Below are 21,207 nucleotides of genomic sequence, written 5' to 3'. Positions count from 1 at the left end.
ATTAGCTCATAAAATAAAACGTTGGCTTCGTTTCAAATGAAACGAATATTATTGTTTGTTGACGTTTTTGTTTGTTTAGTTTTCAAAGAACAAATTTTATTATCGCTCACAAGCGACTTTATTAATATAACACATCGTTTTTCATAAAGTCAATAACTTTTTTTGAAAAACCGTCACTCACGAAAACTTAATTAAATCGTTTCGCAGCGACGGTTATAAATATACCAAGTAATTATAAAAAGGTCAATAAGTAATTTCGTTTTTTTACGATATTTTTTTGCTCACACGATAGCACCGGTGGAAAACACCTTGACCCTTCGTCTCAACATTAACAACTTCAATCAAATGTTTATCAAGCAAATATTCAAGAAGAACTGCCATATCAACCGAATAAGGTGCCAATTCAGTTTCAGTCATGATTTCATTAAACATCCAATGGTCTTTCGTACTTAGTACCTCGAGTAAATGAGCTGCTCCAATATTTATTCGTGAATGGATCATAAATTCACTGGCCAGAAATAAAAGTTCTAATCTTTTTTCAAGAGTTTCTTCACTGTTAACAAGCTCTTCATATAACTTAAATATTTCCGGTTCTATTTGTTTCACTTGATGCCAGACAGTAAGTTCAGGATGAAGCCCATTTTCGATAACCTCTAATCTTGCAAGGTGATGCAATGAATGAACAACATGATTATAAGCATCCAAGAACTGTTTATGTTCAAATAGTGCTTTTCCGTCTACGTACCGTCGAATTAATTTTGCAAATTCTAAGCCCATTTTAATTTTTCGACCGTTAAAAGGAAATTCACGCAGCTCAGTTTTTAAATTTTCTACATATTCATTTCGGTCAAAAATAATTTTGGCATTATGAAGCCATTCAAATATTTTCCGATTAGAACCAAACAAAAGCCATTCTTGCAACTTTGATTCAGTAATAACATGCATAGCTGCCTTATGGTTATCATAGGTATAGTGCTTTATGAAGATTGGCTTGTCTGCCTCTTTTACGATGATTAAAAGAATTGCATCAAATGAATCTGTTGTTTGGCTTGATTTTTGTCTTTTTTCAACCAATAAAACTCCTAAAGTATTTAATTGGCTTGCCCTTTCTTGATAAATAGGACGAAGAATGTCTTCCATTCATCATACCTCCATTTTTCTCGATAGCATTATAACTTCGACAATGATGATAAATCTCCTTCTAAAATCGAAGACAAAATTCGACATTCTTCTTCAACCTTTTTTCTCTTTACATAAATATGGTATAGTTTCTATAGGAGGGAGAAACTACATGGTTAAATATTCAAGTAAAATAAATAAAATTCGCAGCTTTGCATTAGGACTAATTTTTATCGGCTTTATCGTTATGTACGGAGGCATCTTTTTTCGTTCCTCACCACTTATTATGACCATCTTTATGCTTTTTGGTCTTCTTTTTATAATCGCAAGTACGGTTGTCTATTTTTGGATTGGAATGTTATCAACAAAAACCATTCAGGTTAAATGTCCAGGGTGCGGTAAAACAACAAAAATGCTCGGCCGTGTGGACATGTGCATGTATTGCCGCGAACCCTTAACACTTGATCCAAAACTTGAAGGCAGAGATTTCGATGAATCTTATAATAAAAATATAGAAAAATAAAAAGAGTTGACTTAAACGTAACAGTTTAAGTCAACTCTTTTTATTTACCGAAAAAGGCAATTTTAATGTACTTCTTTACTTACACACTCAGGACAGGATCCGTAAATCTCCATGCGGTGATTTGCCACTTTAAACCCGGTCACATGTGAAGCTAGATGTTCTACCTCATCCAATCCAGGATAATGGAAGTCAACAATTTTTCCGCATGATTCACAAATTATATGATAATGATGGGTTGTAACAAAATCAAAACGGCTTGATGCATCACCGTATGTTAATTCTTTTACAAGACCAACTTCACGAAATACTCGTAAATTATTGTAAACTGTCGCCACACTCATGTTAGGGAACTTTCCCTCCAGGGCTTTATAAATATCGTCTGCAGTAGGATGTGACATCGAGTTTATTAAATATTCAAGTATCGCATGACGTTGCGGAGTAATGCGTACCCCCGTTTCCTTTAAGGTATCCAACGCTTCTTTTAACTGGTTCATCGCCATGCACCTCTTTTCTAAAAAAGATTCTTAAATTATAATTGTTATAAATAGTTTACTAAGCGAATAGTACTTTTGTCAACATTGTAATACCATTAACTAAAATGAAAGTTATTCTTTACTATGCAAGGTTAGTTCATTAGCCCCAAGCTGGTTATTAACAAAACGGGCAGTCACAAATAATAGGTCAGACAGCCGGTTTAAGTATGCCAATACTAGCGGATTGACATCATCCCCTAATGTAACTGCACACCTTTCCGCTCTCCTGGCAATAGTTCTCGCAACATGAAAGGCACCACCCGCAGGATGTCCACCCGGTAGTATAAAATTTGTTAATTCAGGTATGACTGCGTTCCATTCATCAATTTGTTTCTCCATCTCTTCAATATCTGCGGAAACTAATGACCACTTCACTTCTTTCCCCTTTGGAGTTGCCAGCTCTGCGCCCACATGAAAGAGATTCGTTTGTATTTTATGATATACTTTTTCAATTATTTCTTTCCCTTGAAAATTTTCCTGTTTAAGATAACTTAATGCCAGCCCAATCATGGAATTCGTTTCATCACAGGTTCCGTATGCTTCTACTCTTAAATCATTCTTAGCAACCCTTTGCCCATAAATTAGAGAGGTAGTTCCCTTATCTCCAGTCTTTGTATAAATTTTCATTTGCCAATCCCCCTAGTTAAGGATACTTATATGTATCAAAACTTTTCCTTCATCATATCACCGTTTTAGACCTTTAGAAAACTTAAAACCGTTGAGTTCCCAGATTTCTGCATAAAAAAAGGGCCGCTTTGGACCCAAAATTTATCTGAGGAGGTATGCCCTAATAAAATGATATTCAGATACTAGTATCTTGCATTGGACAAAAGCCTTTTATATCAAAAATAGGCTAGAAAAAAATCCACTTATTGATTCTCACGTATGTAGGATAATGCTTCTTCTACATGGCCCTTAACTTGAACTTTTCTCCACTCTTTTACGACTTTCCCATCTTTATCAATGATAAAGGTGGATCTTTCAATTCCCATGTATTCTTTGCCAAAGTTTTTCTTTAACTTCCATACATCATAAGCTTCCGCTACCTTATGATCAGTGTCAGCGAGCAGCAGGAATGGCAATCCATACTTCTCCACAAATTTTTGGTGGCGATCAACGGGATCTGGACTGATTCCTAATATAATAGCATTGACATCATTAAATTCCTGATATTGATCCCTGAAATCACATGCTTCCGTTGTACATCCAGGGGTCATATCTTTTGGATAAAAATAAAGCACTACGTTTTTCCCCTTTAATTGAGATAATGTAATGATCTCACCATTGTTGGCTTCTAAGGTAAAATCTGGTGCCGTTTTTCCTATTTCAACAGTCATTTTATTCACTCCAAATGTAAAATATTCCTATACATAGCTTAACCTTTCTTTCCATACATAACAACTATCCAAATCATCATATTACATATCCCGTTCAAACATAACTTTAGCAACAAATGCTGCGGGCAAGGTATAGCCAATTAACGCTTCCGTTACAGTAATGATTCTGCCAATACCATGGGGAATGACATCCCCATTTCCTACCGAAAAAAGAGTCATGGCACTAAAATAGAAGCTCGTTTCAAAAATATTATTCCTATTTTGCGGATTCACTTCGATTAAAATGGATATTCCAATTAATTCAAATAGCAGATAAATGAGGCCAAAGCCGATAATAACAGTTAAATAAACCGAACCTAAATAAAGAAAATTATCAACCGATACCAGCTTTCCCTTAAGCGTATTCGGGATAAATAAAGTCCTTAAACTCATAAAAATACAAAAAATAACGACTGGAAGCAGGAAATAAAACAACCCATTCACCCCTAAATCAACGTGAGTTATTCTATTTCTATGCAGGCTTGTTCCATAAAATATCAAATTGAGGAAGCTTTAATTTCCTGCCCCTCTATATTTTTTTACTCCTTGATTCCAGAGAAGCACCGAAACGATAAAAAAGATAATACCAATCACTGGTGTGATAAACGAATACCAATACCACTCTGTTTTTTCAAGAAAAAAAGCAGCAGGATATACCCCGACAAACGCAAAAGGCAGCACCCATGTTAAGACAAAACGAATCAATTTGTTATAAATATTAACAGGATATCTCCCATAGTTACTAATATTGTACATCATCGGCATTAGGGAGGTTCTGGCGTCGGCCCAAAAGCTGATGCAGGCAATCATAATAAAGACCCCTCCATACACAAGAGCGCCTCCGGCAACGAAAACGACAAATAAGATAGGATCATACCACTCCACACTTAACCCAAGCCTGCTCCCCGCATAAAACATGACCGCTAATCCAGTTATAGCCCCTAGTAACGATTCCAGTTCCAGACGCTCGAGGATAATTTGAAATAGACTGTGAATGGGTCTGGTTAAAATACGATCAAGTTCCCCTTTCACGATATACCGTTCATTAAAATCCCAGATATTAAAAAAAGCAGAAAAAACCGCAAAAGGAACTAAGAAAAATCCATAGATAAAAATAATTTCGTCCCGGTTCCAGCCGTTCAGCAAATTGGTATGACCAAATACAACCAGGATAAAAACGAGATTAATGGCCTGCGATAACAAATCAGAGAAAAATTCTACAAATATATCAGCTCGATATTGAAGTCTCGTCTTTAAATATTGGGATATATATTGAAAAAACATGCTGAGATAAAACATCGATTAACCCCCTTGAATGATCAGCTGTTTCTTTGCCATATGCCACAATAATTGGATCGGGATGATTAAAACTATCACCCAAATGCATTGCTGCCCTATTGCTTCTATAGCCTGATGCTGGGAGAAGCCTTTAGTAAAAATCATACTTGGCAAATAACTGATTCCTTGAAAAGGGAGAAATTTCATAAACTCCTGTGCCCAGCCAGGAAAAAAATTAATCGGAAGGAGAAGACCTGAGAACAAATCAATGACCACACGTTTAGCTCGTATAAGGCCTGTATTATTGTAAAGGAAGAAAGTCGTGATCCCTGTTAATAAATTTAGCTCTGTATTAATAAAGAAGCTTAAAATGATGGAAACAGCAAATAACCCCCAAACGCTTAGGTCCCATGTAAACTCAATCGGGAACACAAAATAAACAATAATAAGGCCTGGTGCTGAGAAGAAGAATAATCTAAATATCCCTTCACCCAATCCTTGCATTGTTTTCATTCCTAGATAATTGTAAGGTCTGATCAGCTCAATCGCCACTTTTCCTTCCATGATTTCCATAGCCATTTCCCTGTCAAGGTTATTGAAGTAAAAGGCCCGTGCCATCCAAGAAACTGCCACATAGGTGGTCATTTGTACGACAGATAACCCCTGGATTTGCTCTTTCCCCCCATAAATGGCTGACCATAAAAAGTAATAGGCTCCTATATTAATACCGTAAATGAGAATTCCTGTATAATAGTTTGTCCGGTAGGCCAGCATCATTAAAAAGCGGATTCTAATCATCTCTAAATATTTATCCATGCTACTTGCCACCTTTCATTAAACAGCACCTTTTTCATATATATTGCGAATGATTTCTTCTGTTGAGGTTGCATTAATTTTAATATCCTTAATTTTAAAGGCTGCAACCACTTTGGCTATCACTTGTGAAATAAGTTCATCATTATCCTCTAAGGAAGCTGTAAAAATTTGCTCCTTTTCATCCAATTCCCACTTAACAGGTATTGCTTTTGTTAAATTTTTAACAGCAGCCATATCTACCTTCTCCAAAAATTGAAACTGCAGTTCTTTCCCTTCGCCCCATTTTTCCTGTAAGTTTCTTAAAGCCCCGTCATAGATGACCTTTCCTTCATCAAGCATTATCACGCGTTCACATAAAGCTTCAATATCAGATAAATCATGCGTAGTTAAAAGAATCGTGGTGTTATATTTTTCATTGATTTCTTTTAAGAACTCACGAATTTTCAATTTAACCAAGACGTCCAGGCCAATGGTCGGTTCGTCCAAAAATAGCAATGGCGGGTTGTGAATTAAGGCTGCAGCCAACTCACACCTCATCCTTTGACCAAGTGACAGTTTACGAACCGGTTTATCGAGCAGAGGTTCAATATCCAGCGTTTTAATTACGTGATTCATATGATTGTCATAGTGTTCATCAGTTACTTTATATACCTTTTTCAACAATCGGAAGGACTCTTGAACAGCGATATCCCACCATAATTGTGATCTTTGACCGAAAACGACACCAATGGTTTGGACGAATCTTTCCCGCTCTTTATGAGGATTCATGCCATTTACAGAAATTTTGCCGGATGATGGTGTTAAGATGCCTGTCAGCATTTTTATCGTCGTTGATTTTCCCGCACCATTTTCACCGATATAGCCAACCATCTCCCCTTGTTTAACAGTAAAACTGATATCATTCACAGCAGGGACGACTTTATAGTTTCTCGTTAATAAATCTCTAAACGCACCCTTCAATCCCGACCGACTTGAGTATGCTTTAAATTCTTTTCGTAAGTTTTCTACTTCTATTGCGTTATTCATTCTTCAACCTCCTGAAACTTGCCCTATTTAGTTTAGCCAAATAGGGTGGTATAAACAACTATCGAGCATTCCTATAAATTTTCTAATTTTTAAAACAGATAAAACTGATGAAAAAAGTGCTAAAATAGATAAGAAAAATATAAGGAGGTAAAATTGTGCAATTTACCAATTCAGAACGATTACATAATGAAGCTTTAGAACATATCGTAGGCGGAGTTAACAGCCCATCACGCTCCTATAAAGCAGTGGGCGGCGGTGCTCCAGTGGCGATGGAGCGTGCCCAAGGTGCATACTTCTGGGACGTGGATGGTAATCAATATATCGATTACCTTGCAGCATATGGACCAATTATTACCGGGCATGCCCACCCACATATCACCGAAGCCATTAAAAGTGCGGCAGAAAGTGGGGTCCTTTACGGAACCCCAACACCACATGAGGTAAAATTCGCAAAAATGTTAAAGGATGCCATTCCTTCATTAGATAAAGTCCGCTTTGTTAATTCAGGAACAGAAGCAGTCATGACAACAATCCGCGTGGCCCGAGCATATACCGGGCGGGATAAAATCATCAAATTTGCTGGGTGTTATCACGGCCACTCTGACCTTGTTCTTGTTGCCGCAGGATCAGGCCCTTCCACTCTCGGAACCCCAGATTCCGCTGGTGTTCCAAAAAGTATTGCTCAAGAAGTAATTACAGTACCATTTAATGATATTGAGCCTTTTAAAGAAGCATTAGATAAGTGGGGCGACCAAATTGCAGCGGTTTTAGTGGAACCCATCGTCGGTAACTTCGGTATTGTTGAGCCAAAACCAGGCTTCCTGCAGCAAGTAAATGAACTGACGCATGCTGCAGGTGCACTTGTCATTTACGATGAAGTTATTACGGCTTTCCGGTTTATGTATGGCGGTGCCCAGGACCTTTTAGGAATTCAGCCAGACCTTACAGCACTCGGAAAAATAATCGGCGGCGGATTACCAATCGGTGCTTATGGCGGACGAAAGGAAATCATGGAAAAAGTGGCTCCCCTTGGTCCTGCCTACCAAGCAGGAACGATGGCAGGAAATCCTGCGTCAATTCTTTCAGGCATCGCCTGCCTTGAAGTTTTAAAGCAGGAAGGAGTATATGATTATCTTGATCGTTTAGGGGCAATGCTGGAAGAGGGTATTTTAGAAGCAGCGAAAGAATATGATATTCAAATAACGATAAATCGTTTAAAAGGTGCATTTACTGTTTATTTTACAAATGAAACAATTGAAAACTATGAGCAAGCTGAAAATACGGATGGAGAAATGTTCGCCAAATTCTTTAAACTTATGCTTCACCAAGGAATTAACCTGGCCCCATCAAAATACGAAGCCTGGTTCTTAACCATTGCACACACAGAAGAGGATGTTGAAGCAACCTTACACGCAGTACGAAATGCATTTTTTTCACTAAATGACGAATAAATATACATTTTTTTATGCACTACCGGGAGTGGAAATCACTCCCTTTTATTTTTGAAACATTCATGAAAACGGTTACATAGACAACTTTCCTCATTTATCCATCACATAAATACCTTCATTTTTTTATCCAAATCTTTGTATATTTATTTGATTTCTGAAAATTCATATGATACTATTAAATTATCATTTTTATTTTTTCCTTTAACCTATTGCCTCAATAAAGAATCGCATCATTACTAAAAGAACAAAATTATTTTCACAAAATAAAAAGTTTCATAGGAGGTGAAGCGGCTTCCGAAGGTTTTTCCGAAGAAGCCCAACAAAATGACACAAAGATGGACCCCTTCCCTATTTAAAGATTTTTATAAACACGAACACGATGCCTGCGGAATCGTTGCTTGCCTTGAAAAAAGTAAGCGTCCTACGAGAAAAAATATTTTCGACTGTATCGATGCACTTGTAACAATGAACCATCGTGCCGGCTTCATCAATGGTGAAGGCGATGGTGTAGGAATTCATACTGATATTCCTGTTGAACTTTGGAAAGAAAAATTGCGCCAGGCTGGCCTTGACCCATTATTAGCTGAAAAAGAGGAATTTTCGGTAGGCCACGTCTTTATCAGCCAGAAAGTTAACTGGGAATCTACTAAACAAGAACTTCAACAAAAGCTGGAAAAATATGAATTAGAACTAATTTTTGAGACGGATGAGGTTACAGATTCATCTGCGCTTGGACCGATAGCGATTCAAGAAAATCCTGTTTTTTGGCAATTCGCCTGTCTTTCAGCCAAAAAAGGCCAAGAACTTAACAAGCTTCTATTTGAAGCACTAGTTGATATTGAAAAAAATGAGCACGTCCATGTTGCTTCATTAAGCCAAAATCATGTTGTCTATAAGGTAATGGGCGCTGGAGATATTCTTCCACGATATTATCATGACCTAGCTAATCCACTTGTTGCTTCAACGATGACTCTAGGCCATAATCGTTATTCAACGAATACTCTTTCAAGCTTTTTCCGTGTTCAGCCTTTTAGTGTACTAGGCCATAATGGTGAAATTAATACAATCGCCAAGCTTCGCGACGAAGCAAAAATGATTGGTGTTCCACTTGTTAAAGACGGAAGTGACTCTCAGGATTTAAGCCGAACAATGGAAACATTGATTTGCCGGGAAGGATATTCCCTATTTGAAGCAATGGACCTCCTGTTCCCGCCAATCGTTAACGAAATTAAGGCATATTCAAATGAGCTGCAAGATTTATATACCTATTTAAGAGAAGCATGGGGCCACTTTGCTCAAGGCCCAGCAGGAATTATCTCACGCTATGCGGATGAAGCTGTATTTAGTGTCGATGCACTTGGCTTGCGTCCACTTTGGATGCTTGAAATTGAGACATCCTATCTCTTCTCCTCTGAACCTGGTATTATTCCATCTAGTGAATATGTGAATGATCCTAAGCCATTGGCGCCTGGTGAAAAAGTAGGTTTCAAATGGAACGGAGAACAATTGGAAGTTTACGAGCAAGCTCGTTATCAAAATGAAGTATACAGCCGTTTTACAAACCGTTTAAATCTAAGCGAGTCTAGATTGCGTTTACAGCCGCCTTCATTGAATAAAACCGTAACGATGAATTATCCTGATAAAATTCATAACGGTCAATACAAGGCTTTTGGCTGGGAGAGGGATCACATCCAGTTGATTGAACAAATGGCTGAAAAAGGAATTGAGCCTATCCGTTCTCTTGGTCATGATGCTCCGCTTGCGGCACTTAATCCAGAACGCATTAATATTGCAGATTATATAAAAGAAAGCGTTGCGGTTGTAACCAACCCTGCCATCGACCGTGATCGTGAAACAGAACATTTCTCAACACGTGTCATTATTGGCAAACGCCCTACTCTATTCGTAAAAGAGGAAACGGAAACTGTTGTTGAATTGACTACACCACTTTTATTAGAGGGAAAAGCAGGTTACACTTGTTCAGAGTCCATCGGACAGCCTAGCTTTGATCAACTTGTACAACATTTCCAAGAACAGAAACTAGTTGCGTTTATCTCAACCACCTTCCATAAAGACGAAGAACTGGACGAAGCTCTAGAAAGACTTTCTGCTGAAGCCGTGCAAGCTGTTCAAGCAGGAAAAACCTTGCTTGTTCTTGATGACGCTAAAGCCCATCAAGAAGATTCGTACTGGATTGACCCGCATTTAGTTACTTCTGCGATTGATCAAGCATTAGTTAAAGCAGAGTTAAGAAGAGATTGTTCTTTATTGCTGCGTTCAGGAGCGATTCGTTCTCTGCATGATATTATTACTGTTTTTGGTTTGGGAGCAGATTTAATCAGCCCTTATTACATGTTCTTAACGGTTTTGGATGAATCCACTACACCACTAACCAACTTATATAGCGCATTAACGAAAGGTCTAGAAAAAGTAATCTCTACCATTGGAATTCATGAGTTAAGAGGTTACGGCCGATTATATTCAAGTATTGGCTTACATGAATCCGTTGCAAAAGTATTAAATATTGTTAACTTTTTTGGATCAGAAGAAATCAATTCTGGCTTTGATGCCATGAAACTGGATGCTTTAAAAAGAGCAGAAGATTACAATAACGATAAAGAACGTGTCGGAAAAACGTTCCACCTCTTCCCACGTATTTGGAAAGCAATTGGCGAAGTAGCGTCTACTGGTGACTATGGTGCTTACCGCGATAAAATCACGGAACAAGAAACGGAAAACCCAACAACCATCCGCCATTTAGTTCAGGTAAAGCAAAGCAATAAAGCCGTTTCACCAAGTGAAGTTGATATTCGTGTCGGAGACCATGATTTACCATTTATCATTTCTTCCATGTCCTTTGGATCACAAAATGAGATTGCGTTCCGTGCTTATGCTGAGGGTGCAGACCGCTTAAATATGGTCAGCCTTAATGGAGAAGGCGGAGAAATCAAGGATATGCTTGGCAAATATCCAAAGACGCGCGGTCAGCAGATTGCATCCGGACGTTTTGGTGTCAATGCTGAACTGTTAAACTCATCGAATCTGTTAGAAATTAAAATTGGCCAAGGAGCGAAGCCTGGAGAAGGCGGGCATTTACCTGGCTCAAAGGTAACAGCCAAAGTTGCTGCTGCCCGTAATGCCACACTAGGTTCTGACTTGATTTCACCATCAAACAACCATGACATCTATTCGATTGAAGATTTAGCACAAATGATTCAAGAATTAAAGACGGCTAACGATCAGGCAAAAATTGCTGTTAAGGTACCAGTGGTTCCAAATATCGGAACCATTGCAGTCGGTGTTGCCAAAGCTGGTGCGGATATCATTACACTAAGCGGATTCGATGGCGGAACTGGTGCAGCAAGAATTCATGCATTGCAGCACGTTGGATTGCCGGTTGAAATTGGCGTGAAAGCGGCACATAATGCCCTCCTTGAGAGCGGACTCCGTCATAAGGTTGAATTATGGGCTGACGGCGGTATGAAGAGCGCTAAAGACGTTATCAAGATCATGCTTTTAGGTGCAAACCGTGTTGGCTTTGGAACTTTATCAATGCTTTCAATTGGCTGTACGACTTGCCGCGGCTGTCACTTAGATACATGTCATGTTGGTATTGCCACCCAAATTGAAACTGAAGCACAGGCAAAGGATCACGGTCTGCGCCGATTTGTACCGCGACAATTAGATTTAGCGGTTCAAGGCATCATGAACCTGTTTACTGCTTTCGCTTCAGAATTAAAGGAACTCGCTGCTTCAGCTGGAATCAAAAATCTCCAAGATGCAGTCGGTCATTCCGAATTATTAGAGCAATTTAAAGGAGAAGGTCAGCTTAACCTCTCTCATTTGCTTAAACCTTTAGAAATCAGCCAATTTGCGAAAGTGGAAGCATCCAAATCCATTTCGGAAGCGCAAATGCAAGTAGCTGTAGGTGCAGAATATCTCGATGGAAGTGTAGAACAGCTTCATTCATCTAGAGAATTCGAAAGTGTTACTTCTGAACAGCGTGTACTCGGAAGCCGTGTTTCCTGTCACCGTGTTCGCGGCAGACTTGATGGTTCTTACAAACAGCTTCCTCCTGTACAGCTAAAGTATAAGGATGGCTCGATTCCTGGAAACGGACTTGGTGCCTATAACAGTGAAGGCATTGAAATTACTGTTAACGGCGGCGGTCAGGACGGGGTTGGTAAAACGTCCTTTGGCGGAAATATCCATGTCCTTAAGTCAAAAGGTAAAAATGGTTATTTCTATAATGGTTCAGTTGGAAAGGGCTTTGGTTATGGGGCACAAAAGGGTCTCCTAGTTGCCCAAGGAAATGCTGATGCTCGTGCGGGAATCCGATTATCAGGTGCGGATTTAATTATTGGCGGCCAGGTGAAAAAACCGCTTCCAGAAAAAGAAGCCGGCAACATTGGTTCTAATGCAAATATTAAAGGTTTTGCTTTTGAATATATGACAAATGGCCGAGGCCTTGTATTAGGAGATCCAGGACCATGGATTTGTGCGGGTATGACCGGTGGCGTTGTGTATTCACGAATTCAGCCTGAAGTGGGTCTAACGAAAGATGCCCTCAAGAAAAGAATTGCAAAAGGTGCAAAGGTATCTGTTGCTGATTTAAATGAAAAAGGAATACAAGATATTACTGAGTTATTAATAAAGTATACTGACCTTCTCGAGCAAAACGGTCAACCGGAAGAAGCAAACTCTCTTCGTTCTTTATTAACAAACCTGGAAGATCATTTCGTTCAGATTCTTCCAGTTAAGGAGCAAGCTGATCCATCCGTATCAACAGAGTGATTTATCAGTAACAAAAAACGCCCGCTTTTGACAAGCGGGTGTTTTTTTGTCACATTTTTTTGGAACAATACGTAAAAAAATTCATATAATTTCTCTTGATAAAATGCATGATTCCATGTATAGTACAGTATTGTTATTTATTAGTAAAATAAAGATAACCACTTATTTTGAAAGGAAACTATTTATAATGAAGTTAGGTGCCCGCATTTTCAAAACGGGAATAGCTATTGTTTTATCACTATACTTAGCCCAACTATTGCATTCACCTTCCCCAGTCTTTGCCGCCATTGCTGCCATATTCGCTATTCAGCCGACGATATACCGTTCCTATTTAACAATCATTGAACAGATTCAAGGTAATATTATTGGAGCTATAATGGCAGTAATTTTTGTTCTTGTGCTAGGTAATCATTATATTGTTGTCGGACTGGCAGCGATCATCGTCATTCTTCTAAATCTAAAGCTGAAACTCGAGAAAAACATTGGTCTTTCACTGGTAACATTAATTTCAATAATGGAAATACAAAGCGGAAGCTTTATTCAGTTTGCAGGAATTCGTTTCTCCACGATTATGATTGGGGTATTTTCAGCGTTCATAGTTAATCTCGTATTTATGCCGCCAAAATATGAAAATAAGCTTTATTTAAAAATAGCCGACACGACCGAAGAGATTATTAGGTGGATTAGATTAAGTACACGTCATGACTTCGATCATCAACTTCTCAAAACAGATATTGAAAAGTTAAAGGACAGTTATATTAAAATCAGTCAATTTTATTTAATGTATAAAGAAGAACGAAGCTATTTTAAAAGGATTACATTAGAAAAGTCACGGAAGCTTGTTATTTATCGGCAAATGACATCTACAGCTAAAAAAGCGCTTGATACGTTAAAAAAGCTTCATCGTTTTGAAAATGAACTGCTCCACCTGCCAGAAAATTTTCAGCAATCGATTCAGGAACAATTGGATTGTTTGATTTACCAGCATGAGCAGCTAATGCTCAGGTTTATTGGCAAAATCCCAACCCACCCAACGTATTCAGAAGGAACTGTTTGTTTAAACAAAAAAGAATTATTTGACTTATTTTTATCGCATCAAAAGGAATATGCCGAGAATAATCCTCCACATATGTATCACATAATGCAAATCGTTGCATCAATCATTGACTATAGTGAACAGGTTGAACATCTTGATACTTTGATTACAAGTTTTCATTCTTACCATGAAAATGAAGTTTCCATTGAAGAACCTTCTAACGAATAAAAACCGAAGTGGAATTTACTCCACTTCGGTTTCTTTATGTTCAAGAAGTTGAACTTGAAATAATCTAAAATAGTTCCCTTGCTTCGCCATTAGTTCTTCATGTGTTCCGACTTCAACAATTTGGCCATGTTCAATCAAAACAATGCGATTTGCATGAGTGATGGTCGATAATCGGTGTGCCACAATAAAGGTTGTACGGTCCTTTGCAAGCTCTTCTAGGGATTCTTGAATCGAATGTTCACTTTCTAAGTCAAGAGCCGATGTCGCTTCATCTAAAATAAGGATAGGCGGGTTTTTCAAAAATACCCGTGCAATGGCAATCCTCTGCTTTTGACCCCCGGAAAGCTTTACACCCCTTTCCCCTACCTTTGTATTATATCCTTCTGCCAGATTTAAGATAAATTCATGTGCATTAGCGGCTTTTGCTGCCTGGTAAACTTCATCATCCGTTGCCCATGGTTTTCCCAATAAAATATTATCCTTCACTGATTCACTAAATAGAATATTATCTTGGAACACAACCCCAATTTTATCCCGTAAAGTTTGAACCTTAAACTGACGAATATCTACACCATCTAGAGTAATCTTTCCTTTGGTTACGTCATAAAAACGCGGAATTAAACTAACCAGCGTTGATTTTCCGCCGCCGCTCATTCCAACAAGTGCAATGGTTTCTCCCTTTTTTACATCGATAGTAATATCTTTAAGTACTAGTTCCTCATTTTCATTATAGGAAAAGGATACATCCTCAAAAGAAATATCACCGTGTACCTCAGTACACTCTTTCGAATCCGGCTCGTCAACAATATCATATTTTTCATCCAATAATTCAAAAACACGGTCCATTGAGGCAAAGGATTGTGTAACAGTGGTTGAAGAGTTAACCAGTCTTCTTAAGGGATTATAAAGCTTGTCAATATAAGCAAAAAACGCCACCATCGTACCTAGTGTTAACTCATGTTGAATAACTAAAAATGCTGAATATCCTATCACAATTAATGGTGCGATATCTGTAATTGTGTTTACAGCAGAAAAGGACTTTGCATTCCAGCTCGTGTGCTGCAAGGCTTTTTCTAAAAAGTTTTTATTTTGCTTATCAAACTGGGTTTGTTCATATTCTTCAATCGCAAAACTCTTGATGACAGGCATCCCCTGCACCCGTTCATGAAGGTAGCTTTGAACCTCCGCTAGAGCTTGCGAACGAATCCTTGTTAACCTCCGTAAATTCCCAAAAAAGTACCTAATGGAAATAGCATAAAGTGGAAACAGCAAAATCGAAATTAAAGTTAATTTAACATTCATTGAAAACATAAGAATAATGGCAATAACAATAGTAGCGACATCCAGCCACAGATTCATCAACCCTGTTACAACAAACGTTTTCGTTTGCTCGACATCATTTATAACACGAGAAATAATTTCTCCTGCCCGGGTATTGGCATAATACTTAAAGCTAAGCTTTTGAATATGTTTATACATCGTATCACGAAGATCATATAAGATTTTACTTGATGTCCATTGGGCAAAATACTGCCGGTAATACTCAATCGGCGGCCTTAGAATCACAAAAATAACAATCATCATCCCCAAAATCAGCATTAATTTATGTATTTTTTCATCAGCTGATAAGGCGTGATTTCCTATAATGTCATCCACTACATATTTTATTAAAATAGGTATGATAAGCGGAATCGAGAATTTTATAACTCCAATGATGATTGTTCCGAAGATTTGCCATTTGTATGGCTTTACAAATTGAAGATATCTCTGAATGCTATTCAATCTTTTGCGGCCCCCTCTCTTTTTCGATAAGCACGTAAAAACCTGTTGATAAAATCAACAGGCACCTACGCTACCCTTTAACGTCTATATGTTAAATAACGCTCGTACCAAATATCAATAAAATCTGGTGCAAATGGGCCATTTCTTTGACGAATCCATTGAATCAATTTATCAACGTTTCGCTTGAGAATTTGGTCTATCACATCCGGATAATTCATTTCGCGGCGATGTCGCTCATACTCATCTTCGTCTAGCAAATTAAACGTCATATCAGGATACACCTTTATATCAAGATCATAATCAATATATTTAAGTGCTTCACCATCAAAAATAAACGGTGAACTGATATTACAGTAATAATAAATGCCGTCTTCACGGATCATTCCAATTACATTAAACCAGTATTGTGAATGGAAGTAACAAATGGCAGGTTCTCTTGTAATCCACGTCCTACCATCTGATTCTGTTACCAATGTCCGATCATTTCCACCAATCACTAAATGCTGTGACCCTTTTAAAACGGTTGTTTCTTCCCAGACGCGATGGATGTGCCCATTGTGTTTATAGCTATGTATTTGCATTGGTTCACCTTCGATGGGTACGCCCATGTTCTCCCCTACCTTCATTACTGAACGCTTTGTAACCTATTCTTTGAAAAATAATGACAAAAGGCAACAAAGAAAATTCCTACTTTCTATTATTATAACGGTTGAGAACAGAATTTAAAACAAAAGAGCCACATTTCAAGTGGCTCTTTGTAAAAATTTGCGAATTTTTTTCTTCATTTTCATTATTATTCATTACAAGGAAGGAGTTAAGCTCGATTCCCGATATGAATTAATAACCTCTTCAGTCTGTTTTTCAAACATGGACTGAATTTCTTTCAACTCTTTTTTCATAAGTTGAATATCAGTTTGAATACTTTCAAGATCGGTTTCGTTCTGTAATGTCTGCAATTCTTCTTCAATTTGCTGACAACGTTCAAGTTCAGCCTGAAGGTATAATAATTTTTCCATCGTTGCCATTTGCTCGGAAACTAATCGGTTAAAATGATTCATTTCCCTCACCGCCTTATTATTTGTACCTAATATGTATTCTTGAACAAACTTTAATCTCCTTTGACTACTTATGTAGACAAAAAGGAAGTTTTGTCGAAATCAGAAAAGCGGAAGCCCCTAGACGCTGTAGCTGGACAGTAATCAAAGTTCTAGGCAAAAATGAAGAAGGCACTCTTTCGATTGGAAGAGTGCCTTCAAGTTAAGGTTATTAGCTTTGGCCGAATTGACCAGCGTTGCCTTGGCCTTTACGGGCTTGAGATTGTTGGTTTTGTGCTCTTACTTCAGCAGCATTTGTTTCACTCGCGAATTCAGTACCAAATTGACCAGCTGCACCAGCTGCACCTGCACCAGCTTGGGAATTAGCATTTTGTTGTCTTACTTCCTGGATGTTTGTTCCAGCTGAAGTTTTGTTTGGCTGTTGATTGAAGTTTGCCATTGTAATCACCTCCACGAATATTAATGTATCCCTGCTTCGTGAAGATTATCCCAAAAAATTATTTAAAAATAATTAAACGAGTAAAGAAATTCCTCCATCAACGATGATAGTTTGTCCACGAATCATACTTGAATCATCAGATAATAAGAACATTACGGTGTTTACCATATCCTCAATTTCAACCATTCTCCCAGCAGGAGTTTTTTCTTTTGCTTCCTGAAGCAACTCCTCCCGATTAGGGAAATGCTTTAATGCTTCTGTATCTACCGCCCCGCCTGAAACGGCATTTACAACAATATTTTTTGGTGCCAGTTCAATCGCTAAATACCTTGTCAATGCTTCGAGAGCTGCTTTTGATACGCCTACCACAGTATAATTCTTTAGATACCGTATCGACCCTAGGGAACTTATACTGACAATCTTTCCTCCACCATTTTTCTCCATCAATTTCGCCGCTTCCTGGCCACAAAATAAAAGTGCTTTGCTATTGATGTTTAAGGTCCAATCCCAGTGTGATTCTTCCAGCTCCATAATCGGGCGCTGCACACCAGAAGCGGCATTATTGACAAATATATCTAAGCGGCCAAATTCCTGTTCAATTTGGGCGAACATATCTTTTATTTTGTCTACATCTCCAACATTGGCTTTTATTATTAAGGCTTTTCTGCCTAATGCCTCAACTTGTTCAGCAGTTTCTATGGCACCCTTCTTGCTTCTCGCATAATTAATGACAATATCATATCCCGCTTCAGCAAGCCGAAGTGCTGTTGCCTTTCCGATTCCCCTGCTGCTTCCAGTAATTAATGCTACTTTATGTGTCATTTTCCTTTTCCTTTCCTCAATCAAGTATAGCTTCTATTTTAACTTTTCCATGAATAGAAGACAATTAATCGGCCAAACACTAAGAGAAAATACCTTAACGAAGGGATGAAGATTTATGTATGCAGGACGGGATATGACAGAGCTTTCAATGATGGCTAAATCTGACTGGGAGGATAACGAGCTTGCTTTTTTTCATCATTCCCTGCAGCAAATTGCCCCTTATTTAAATAGCGAGGGTCAAACCATACATAGAGAGATTATTGAGGAAATTGAAAATCGCGGAGGGATCAAACACTAGAAAAAAAGAACGCCGTAACAAGGTCACGGCGTTCTTCCTATTTTTGTTCCTGATAAAGCTTTAACATTTTTTGATAGGAAACAGGAAAAGCGTATTCTTCCATTTCCGCTAACGAAACAAGCCGCCATTCATCACTTTCCACAAACTCGGAACATATTTTACCTGTATACACTTTAATATTCCAAACCAAATGTGAAAAAACATGCTCAATTTGACCGATAATGTGATCAAGCTTGACGGATAAATTCAGAGATTGATTAAATTGACCTGCAACTTCCTCGCGGTCAGCCTGCAATGGATGAACAATCTCCACGTTTGGAAATTCCCATAGATTTGCTAGTAATCCTGACGAGGGACGCTTATGAATGACAATCTTCCCATTTTCAGCTAAAAGAATAGCGGAAGCTAATTGTACATGACGTGTTTTTGTCTTTTTCGTTTTCACTGGCAGCTCATTTTGTACACCTTCATGAAACCCGTGGCAATGTTCACGAACTGGGCATAATAAGCAAGATGGAGAGGTTGGGGTACAAATCAATGCCCCTAATTCCATTAAAGCTTGGTTAAAGGCAGACGGATCATCATGTGAAATTAATTCCCTGACCGCTTTTTCAAAAATCTTTCGTGTCGATGGTTTCGCAATATCTTCCCAAATAGAAAGTATTCTTGATAAAACGCGCATGACATTGCCATCAACAGCAGGTTCCGGAACTCCATAAGCAATGCTTAAAATAGCACCTGCTGTATAAGGACCCACCCCCTTAAGTTTCGCAATTTCTTCAGGGGTGCTGGGTACCTTACTATTATAATTCTCTTTTACTTCCTTAACTGCAGACTGTAAATTCCGAACTCTTGAGTAATACCCAAGTCCTTCCCATGCTTTTAGAACTTTGTCTTCTTCCGCTTCGGCTAAGTCTTCGATGGTAGGAAACCATTCGATAAATCGGTTAAAATACGGAATGACAGTATCTACTCTTGTTTGCTGCAGCATTATTTCTGATACCCAGACCTTATATGGGTCCTGATCTTTTCTCCAGGGAAGGTCACGCTGTTCCGACTTAAACCAAGAAATTAAATCATTTTGAAAAGCATTTATATTGATTTCTGTAATATTTTTTAGTTCAATTAACATAACTTTAGGCCCTCCGTAAAAAACTAGCAAAAAGAAAAGCATTTTCGTTTTACAATAAGTTAATTTTTCTATTTTGACAAGAACATTTTAAAGGAGGATATTCCTTTTGGATACTGGAACTCATGTTGTCATGGGCATTGCACTAGGTGGTCTTGCAACCCTCGATCCAGCGGTGGCCGCCAGCCATGCTGCTACAACTAGTGTTTTAATTGCAACAATAGCAGGTTCTCAAATACCAGATATTGACACTGTTTTAAAACTGAGAAATAATGCCATCTATATTCGGAATCATCGCGGAGTGACCCATTCAATTCCTGCGGTCATCCTGTGGCCGCTCTTAATTGTGGCAGTCATTTATCCCTTTTTTCAAAGTGCAAATCTTCTTCATCTCTGGGCATGGACATTTGCTGCCGTTTTTATCCACGTTTTTGTTGATATATTTAATGCATACGGAACTCAAGCCTTAAGGCCATTCTCCTCAAAATGGGTGGCGCTCGGTGTGATTAATACTTTTGATCCGATAATATTTGGAATTCACGTTGTTGGGATCTTCATTTGGATATTAGGGGCAAATCCAGGCTATACTTTTCTGATTATGTATGCAGTTATCATCGTTTACTATTTAAGAAGATATCAGGCTAAGAAAAGAGTATTGCTTGAGGTGAGAACCCTTATTCCTGATGCTACAGAAATTATTATCGCGCCAACCATGAAGTTTCATCAGTGGCGAATTGCTGCCATGAATAAAAGCATGTTTTTTGTTGGCAGGTCAGAAGATAAAAAAGTAGAAATTTTGGATCGTTTTAAGCGTGTTCCTGTTCCGCAAACACCCTTAATTGAAGCAGCGAAAAAGGACGACAATATTTCCGCTTTTCTTTCATTCTCCCCGGTCTATCGCTGGGAAATAGATGAATTCAATGATTATTATGAGGTCCGTTTTATTGATTTGCGTTATCGAAGCAACGGTCATTATCCCTTTGTAGCCGTGGTGCAATTAGATTGTAATCTAAACCGAATTACCTCTTATACAGGCTGGGTGTTCAGCGAAAAGAAATTGCGAAAAAAATTAGGGATTATCCCTAGTTAAAAAGCAAAGCAAGTGACCTATAATCACTTGCTTTTTTAATGGAGAGTATTTTTTGCTTGCTCTAGAAAATGTTTATATTTCGGATTGGTCGCTGCAAATTCATGCAGCTTATCTCCGTAATGTTCAATCCATTGTTTTACAATTCTTTCTGTCATTTCACTTCCCATATATTCCCTGCCCGCTTTTGCGTATGTGGTTTCAAAATCCTCCCACAGCAGTTCTACCCAAGTCCGGGCTTGCTGATAGGAAAGCTGGTCATTTTTTCCTAAAAGCAGGTTTGCTAATTTTTCATGATAATCATTCATACACACACCCCATTTGCCATTTTCTTATAACATAACCGTAAAAATTTAAGCAGATACTAACATTACGTGGCAAGCATTGAAAAACAAGCTTTGCTTTTCACGTTTTT

General features: G+C 38.3%; 21 protein-coding genes. 6 read left to right on the top strand and 15 right to left on the bottom strand.

What is annotated here, in order from left to right:
* Positions 1-264: 264 nt before the first annotated feature.
* On the bottom strand, positions 265-1,140 hold the full coding sequence (locus tag PH210_RS16025) for a nucleotidyltransferase-like protein (protein ID WP_289986880.1): 876 nt from the start codon (positions 1,138-1,140) through the stop codon (positions 265-267).
* 151 nt (positions 1,141-1,291) lie between these two features.
* Between PH210_RS16025 and PH210_RS16020 the strand changes: the two genes are divergently transcribed.
* Positions 1,292-1,642 carry a YgzB family protein gene (locus PH210_RS16020; protein WP_289986879.1) on the top strand — a complete coding sequence of 117 codons (351 nt, stop codon included), beginning with the start codon at positions 1,292-1,294 and terminating at the stop codon, positions 1,640-1,642.
* Between the two features lie 62 nt (positions 1,643-1,704).
* Here PH210_RS16020 and perR read toward each other — a convergent pair whose 3' ends face one another.
* From perR to PH210_RS15985, 7 genes are all read right to left on the bottom strand, one after another.
* Positions 1,705-2,142, bottom strand: a complete 438-nt coding sequence (perR, locus tag PH210_RS16015) for a peroxide-responsive transcriptional repressor PerR (protein ID WP_289986877.1) — start codon at positions 2,140-2,142, stop codon at positions 1,705-1,707.
* A gap of 105 nt (positions 2,143-2,247) precedes the next feature.
* Positions 2,248-2,802: a cob(I)yrinic acid a,c-diamide adenosyltransferase gene (locus PH210_RS16010; protein WP_289986875.1), complete on the bottom strand. Its 555-nt coding sequence runs from the start codon at positions 2,800-2,802 to the stop codon at positions 2,248-2,250.
* 242 nt (positions 2,803-3,044) lie between these two features.
* Positions 3,045-3,512 carry a thioredoxin-dependent thiol peroxidase gene (gene bcp / locus PH210_RS16005; RefSeq protein WP_289986874.1) on the bottom strand — a complete coding sequence of 156 codons (468 nt, stop codon included), beginning with the start codon at positions 3,510-3,512 and terminating at the stop codon, positions 3,045-3,047.
* A gap of 81 nt (positions 3,513-3,593) precedes the next feature.
* On the bottom strand, positions 3,594-3,995 hold the full coding sequence (locus PH210_RS16000) for an ion channel (RefSeq protein ID WP_483312118.1): 402 nt from the start codon (positions 3,993-3,995) through the stop codon (positions 3,594-3,596).
* Between the two features lie 69 nt (positions 3,996-4,064).
* Positions 4,065-4,850 (bottom strand): ABC transporter permease, encoded by a 786-nt coding sequence (locus PH210_RS15995; protein ID WP_289986872.1) that lies wholly within the window; start codon positions 4,848-4,850, stop codon positions 4,065-4,067.
* 3 nt (positions 4,851-4,853) lie between these two features.
* Positions 4,854-5,645, bottom strand: a complete 792-nt coding sequence (locus tag PH210_RS15990) for an ABC transporter permease (protein ID WP_289986870.1) — start codon at positions 5,643-5,645, stop codon at positions 4,854-4,856.
* 18 nt (positions 5,646-5,663) lie between these two features.
* On the bottom strand, positions 5,664-6,671 hold the full coding sequence (locus PH210_RS15985; RefSeq protein ID WP_289986868.1) for an ABC transporter ATP-binding protein: 1,008 nt from the start codon (positions 6,669-6,671) through the stop codon (positions 5,664-5,666).
* A 155-nt stretch (positions 6,672-6,826) separates the two neighbouring features.
* On the opposite strand from PH210_RS15985, the gene PH210_RS15980 reads away from it, so the two are divergent.
* The 3 genes from PH210_RS15980 (at position 6,827) to PH210_RS15970 (ending at position 14,180) form a co-directional block, all read left to right on the top strand.
* Positions 6,827-8,122, top strand: a complete 1,296-nt coding sequence (locus tag PH210_RS15980) for a glutamate-1-semialdehyde 2,1-aminomutase (protein ID WP_289986866.1) — start codon at positions 6,827-6,829, stop codon at positions 8,120-8,122.
* A 324-nt stretch (positions 8,123-8,446) separates the two neighbouring features.
* The gene (locus tag PH210_RS15975; protein WP_289986864.1) at positions 8,447-12,916 is read left to right on the top strand and encodes a glutamate synthase-related protein; all 4,470 of its coding nucleotides are present in this window, start codon (positions 8,447-8,449) and stop codon (positions 12,914-12,916) included.
* A 187-nt stretch (positions 12,917-13,103) separates the two neighbouring features.
* Entirely contained in the window at positions 13,104-14,180 is a 1,077-nt protein-coding gene (locus PH210_RS15970; RefSeq protein ID WP_289986863.1) for an FUSC family protein, read from the top strand.
* Positions 14,181-14,195: 15 nt separating this feature from the next.
* On the opposite strand, the gene PH210_RS15965 is transcribed toward PH210_RS15970, so the two are convergent.
* The 5 genes from PH210_RS15965 to fabL all read right to left on the bottom strand — a co-directional run bounded on the left by PH210_RS15965 (position 14,196) and on the right by fabL (position 18,278).
* Positions 14,196-15,962 (bottom strand): ABC transporter ATP-binding protein, encoded by a 1,767-nt coding sequence (locus tag PH210_RS15965; protein WP_289986862.1) that lies wholly within the window; start codon positions 15,960-15,962, stop codon positions 14,196-14,198.
* 77 nt (positions 15,963-16,039) lie between these two features.
* The gene (gene ntdP, locus PH210_RS15960) at positions 16,040-16,570 is read right to left on the bottom strand and encodes a nucleoside tri-diphosphate phosphatase (RefSeq protein ID WP_223589785.1); all 531 of its coding nucleotides are present in this window, start codon (positions 16,568-16,570) and stop codon (positions 16,040-16,042) included.
* Positions 16,571-16,762: 192 nt separating this feature from the next.
* The gene (locus tag PH210_RS15955) at positions 16,763-17,020 is read right to left on the bottom strand and encodes a YgaB family protein (protein WP_289986857.1); all 258 of its coding nucleotides are present in this window, start codon (positions 17,018-17,020) and stop codon (positions 16,763-16,765) included.
* Positions 17,021-17,228: 208 nt separating this feature from the next.
* The gene (locus tag PH210_RS15950) at positions 17,229-17,456 is read right to left on the bottom strand and encodes a gamma-type small acid-soluble spore protein (RefSeq protein WP_289986855.1); all 228 of its coding nucleotides are present in this window, start codon (positions 17,454-17,456) and stop codon (positions 17,229-17,231) included.
* 72 nt (positions 17,457-17,528) lie between these two features.
* Positions 17,529-18,278, bottom strand: a complete 750-nt coding sequence (fabL, locus tag PH210_RS15945) for an enoyl-[acyl-carrier-protein] reductase FabL (RefSeq protein ID WP_289986853.1) — start codon at positions 18,276-18,278, stop codon at positions 17,529-17,531.
* 115 nt (positions 18,279-18,393) lie between these two features.
* Here fabL and yfhS point away from each other — a divergent pair, with 115 nt between their 5' ends.
* The gene (yfhS, locus tag PH210_RS15940; RefSeq protein ID WP_289986852.1) at positions 18,394-18,576 is read left to right on the top strand and encodes a mother cell protein YfhS; all 183 of its coding nucleotides are present in this window, start codon (positions 18,394-18,396) and stop codon (positions 18,574-18,576) included.
* A gap of 37 nt (positions 18,577-18,613) precedes the next feature.
* Here yfhS and mutY read toward each other — a convergent pair whose 3' ends face one another.
* A complete protein-coding gene (gene mutY / locus PH210_RS15935; RefSeq protein WP_289986850.1) occupies positions 18,614-19,708 on the bottom strand; it encodes an A/G-specific adenine glycosylase in 1,095 nt (364 codons plus the stop codon).
* Between the two features lie 106 nt (positions 19,709-19,814).
* On the opposite strand from mutY, the gene PH210_RS15930 reads away from it, so the two are divergent.
* Positions 19,815-20,795, top strand: coding sequence for a metal-dependent hydrolase (locus PH210_RS15930; RefSeq protein ID WP_289986849.1), 981 nt, complete (start codon positions 19,815-19,817; stop codon positions 20,793-20,795).
* A gap of 35 nt (positions 20,796-20,830) precedes the next feature.
* Here the strand turns inward: PH210_RS15930 and PH210_RS15925 are convergent, their stop codons facing one another.
* Positions 20,831-21,100: a YfhJ family protein gene (locus PH210_RS15925; RefSeq protein ID WP_289986847.1), complete on the bottom strand. Its 270-nt coding sequence runs from the start codon at positions 21,098-21,100 to the stop codon at positions 20,831-20,833.
* Positions 21,101-21,207: the final 107 nt, after the last annotated feature.

The sequence above is a fragment of the Paenibacillus sp. BSR1-1 genome (assembly GCF_030403775.1).
GTDB lineage: Bacteria > Bacillota > Bacilli > Bacillales > Cytobacillaceae > Neobacillus.
The sequence above is the reverse complement of the archived record's forward strand: the minus strand, read 5'-3'. Positions and strand labels throughout refer to the sequence as shown.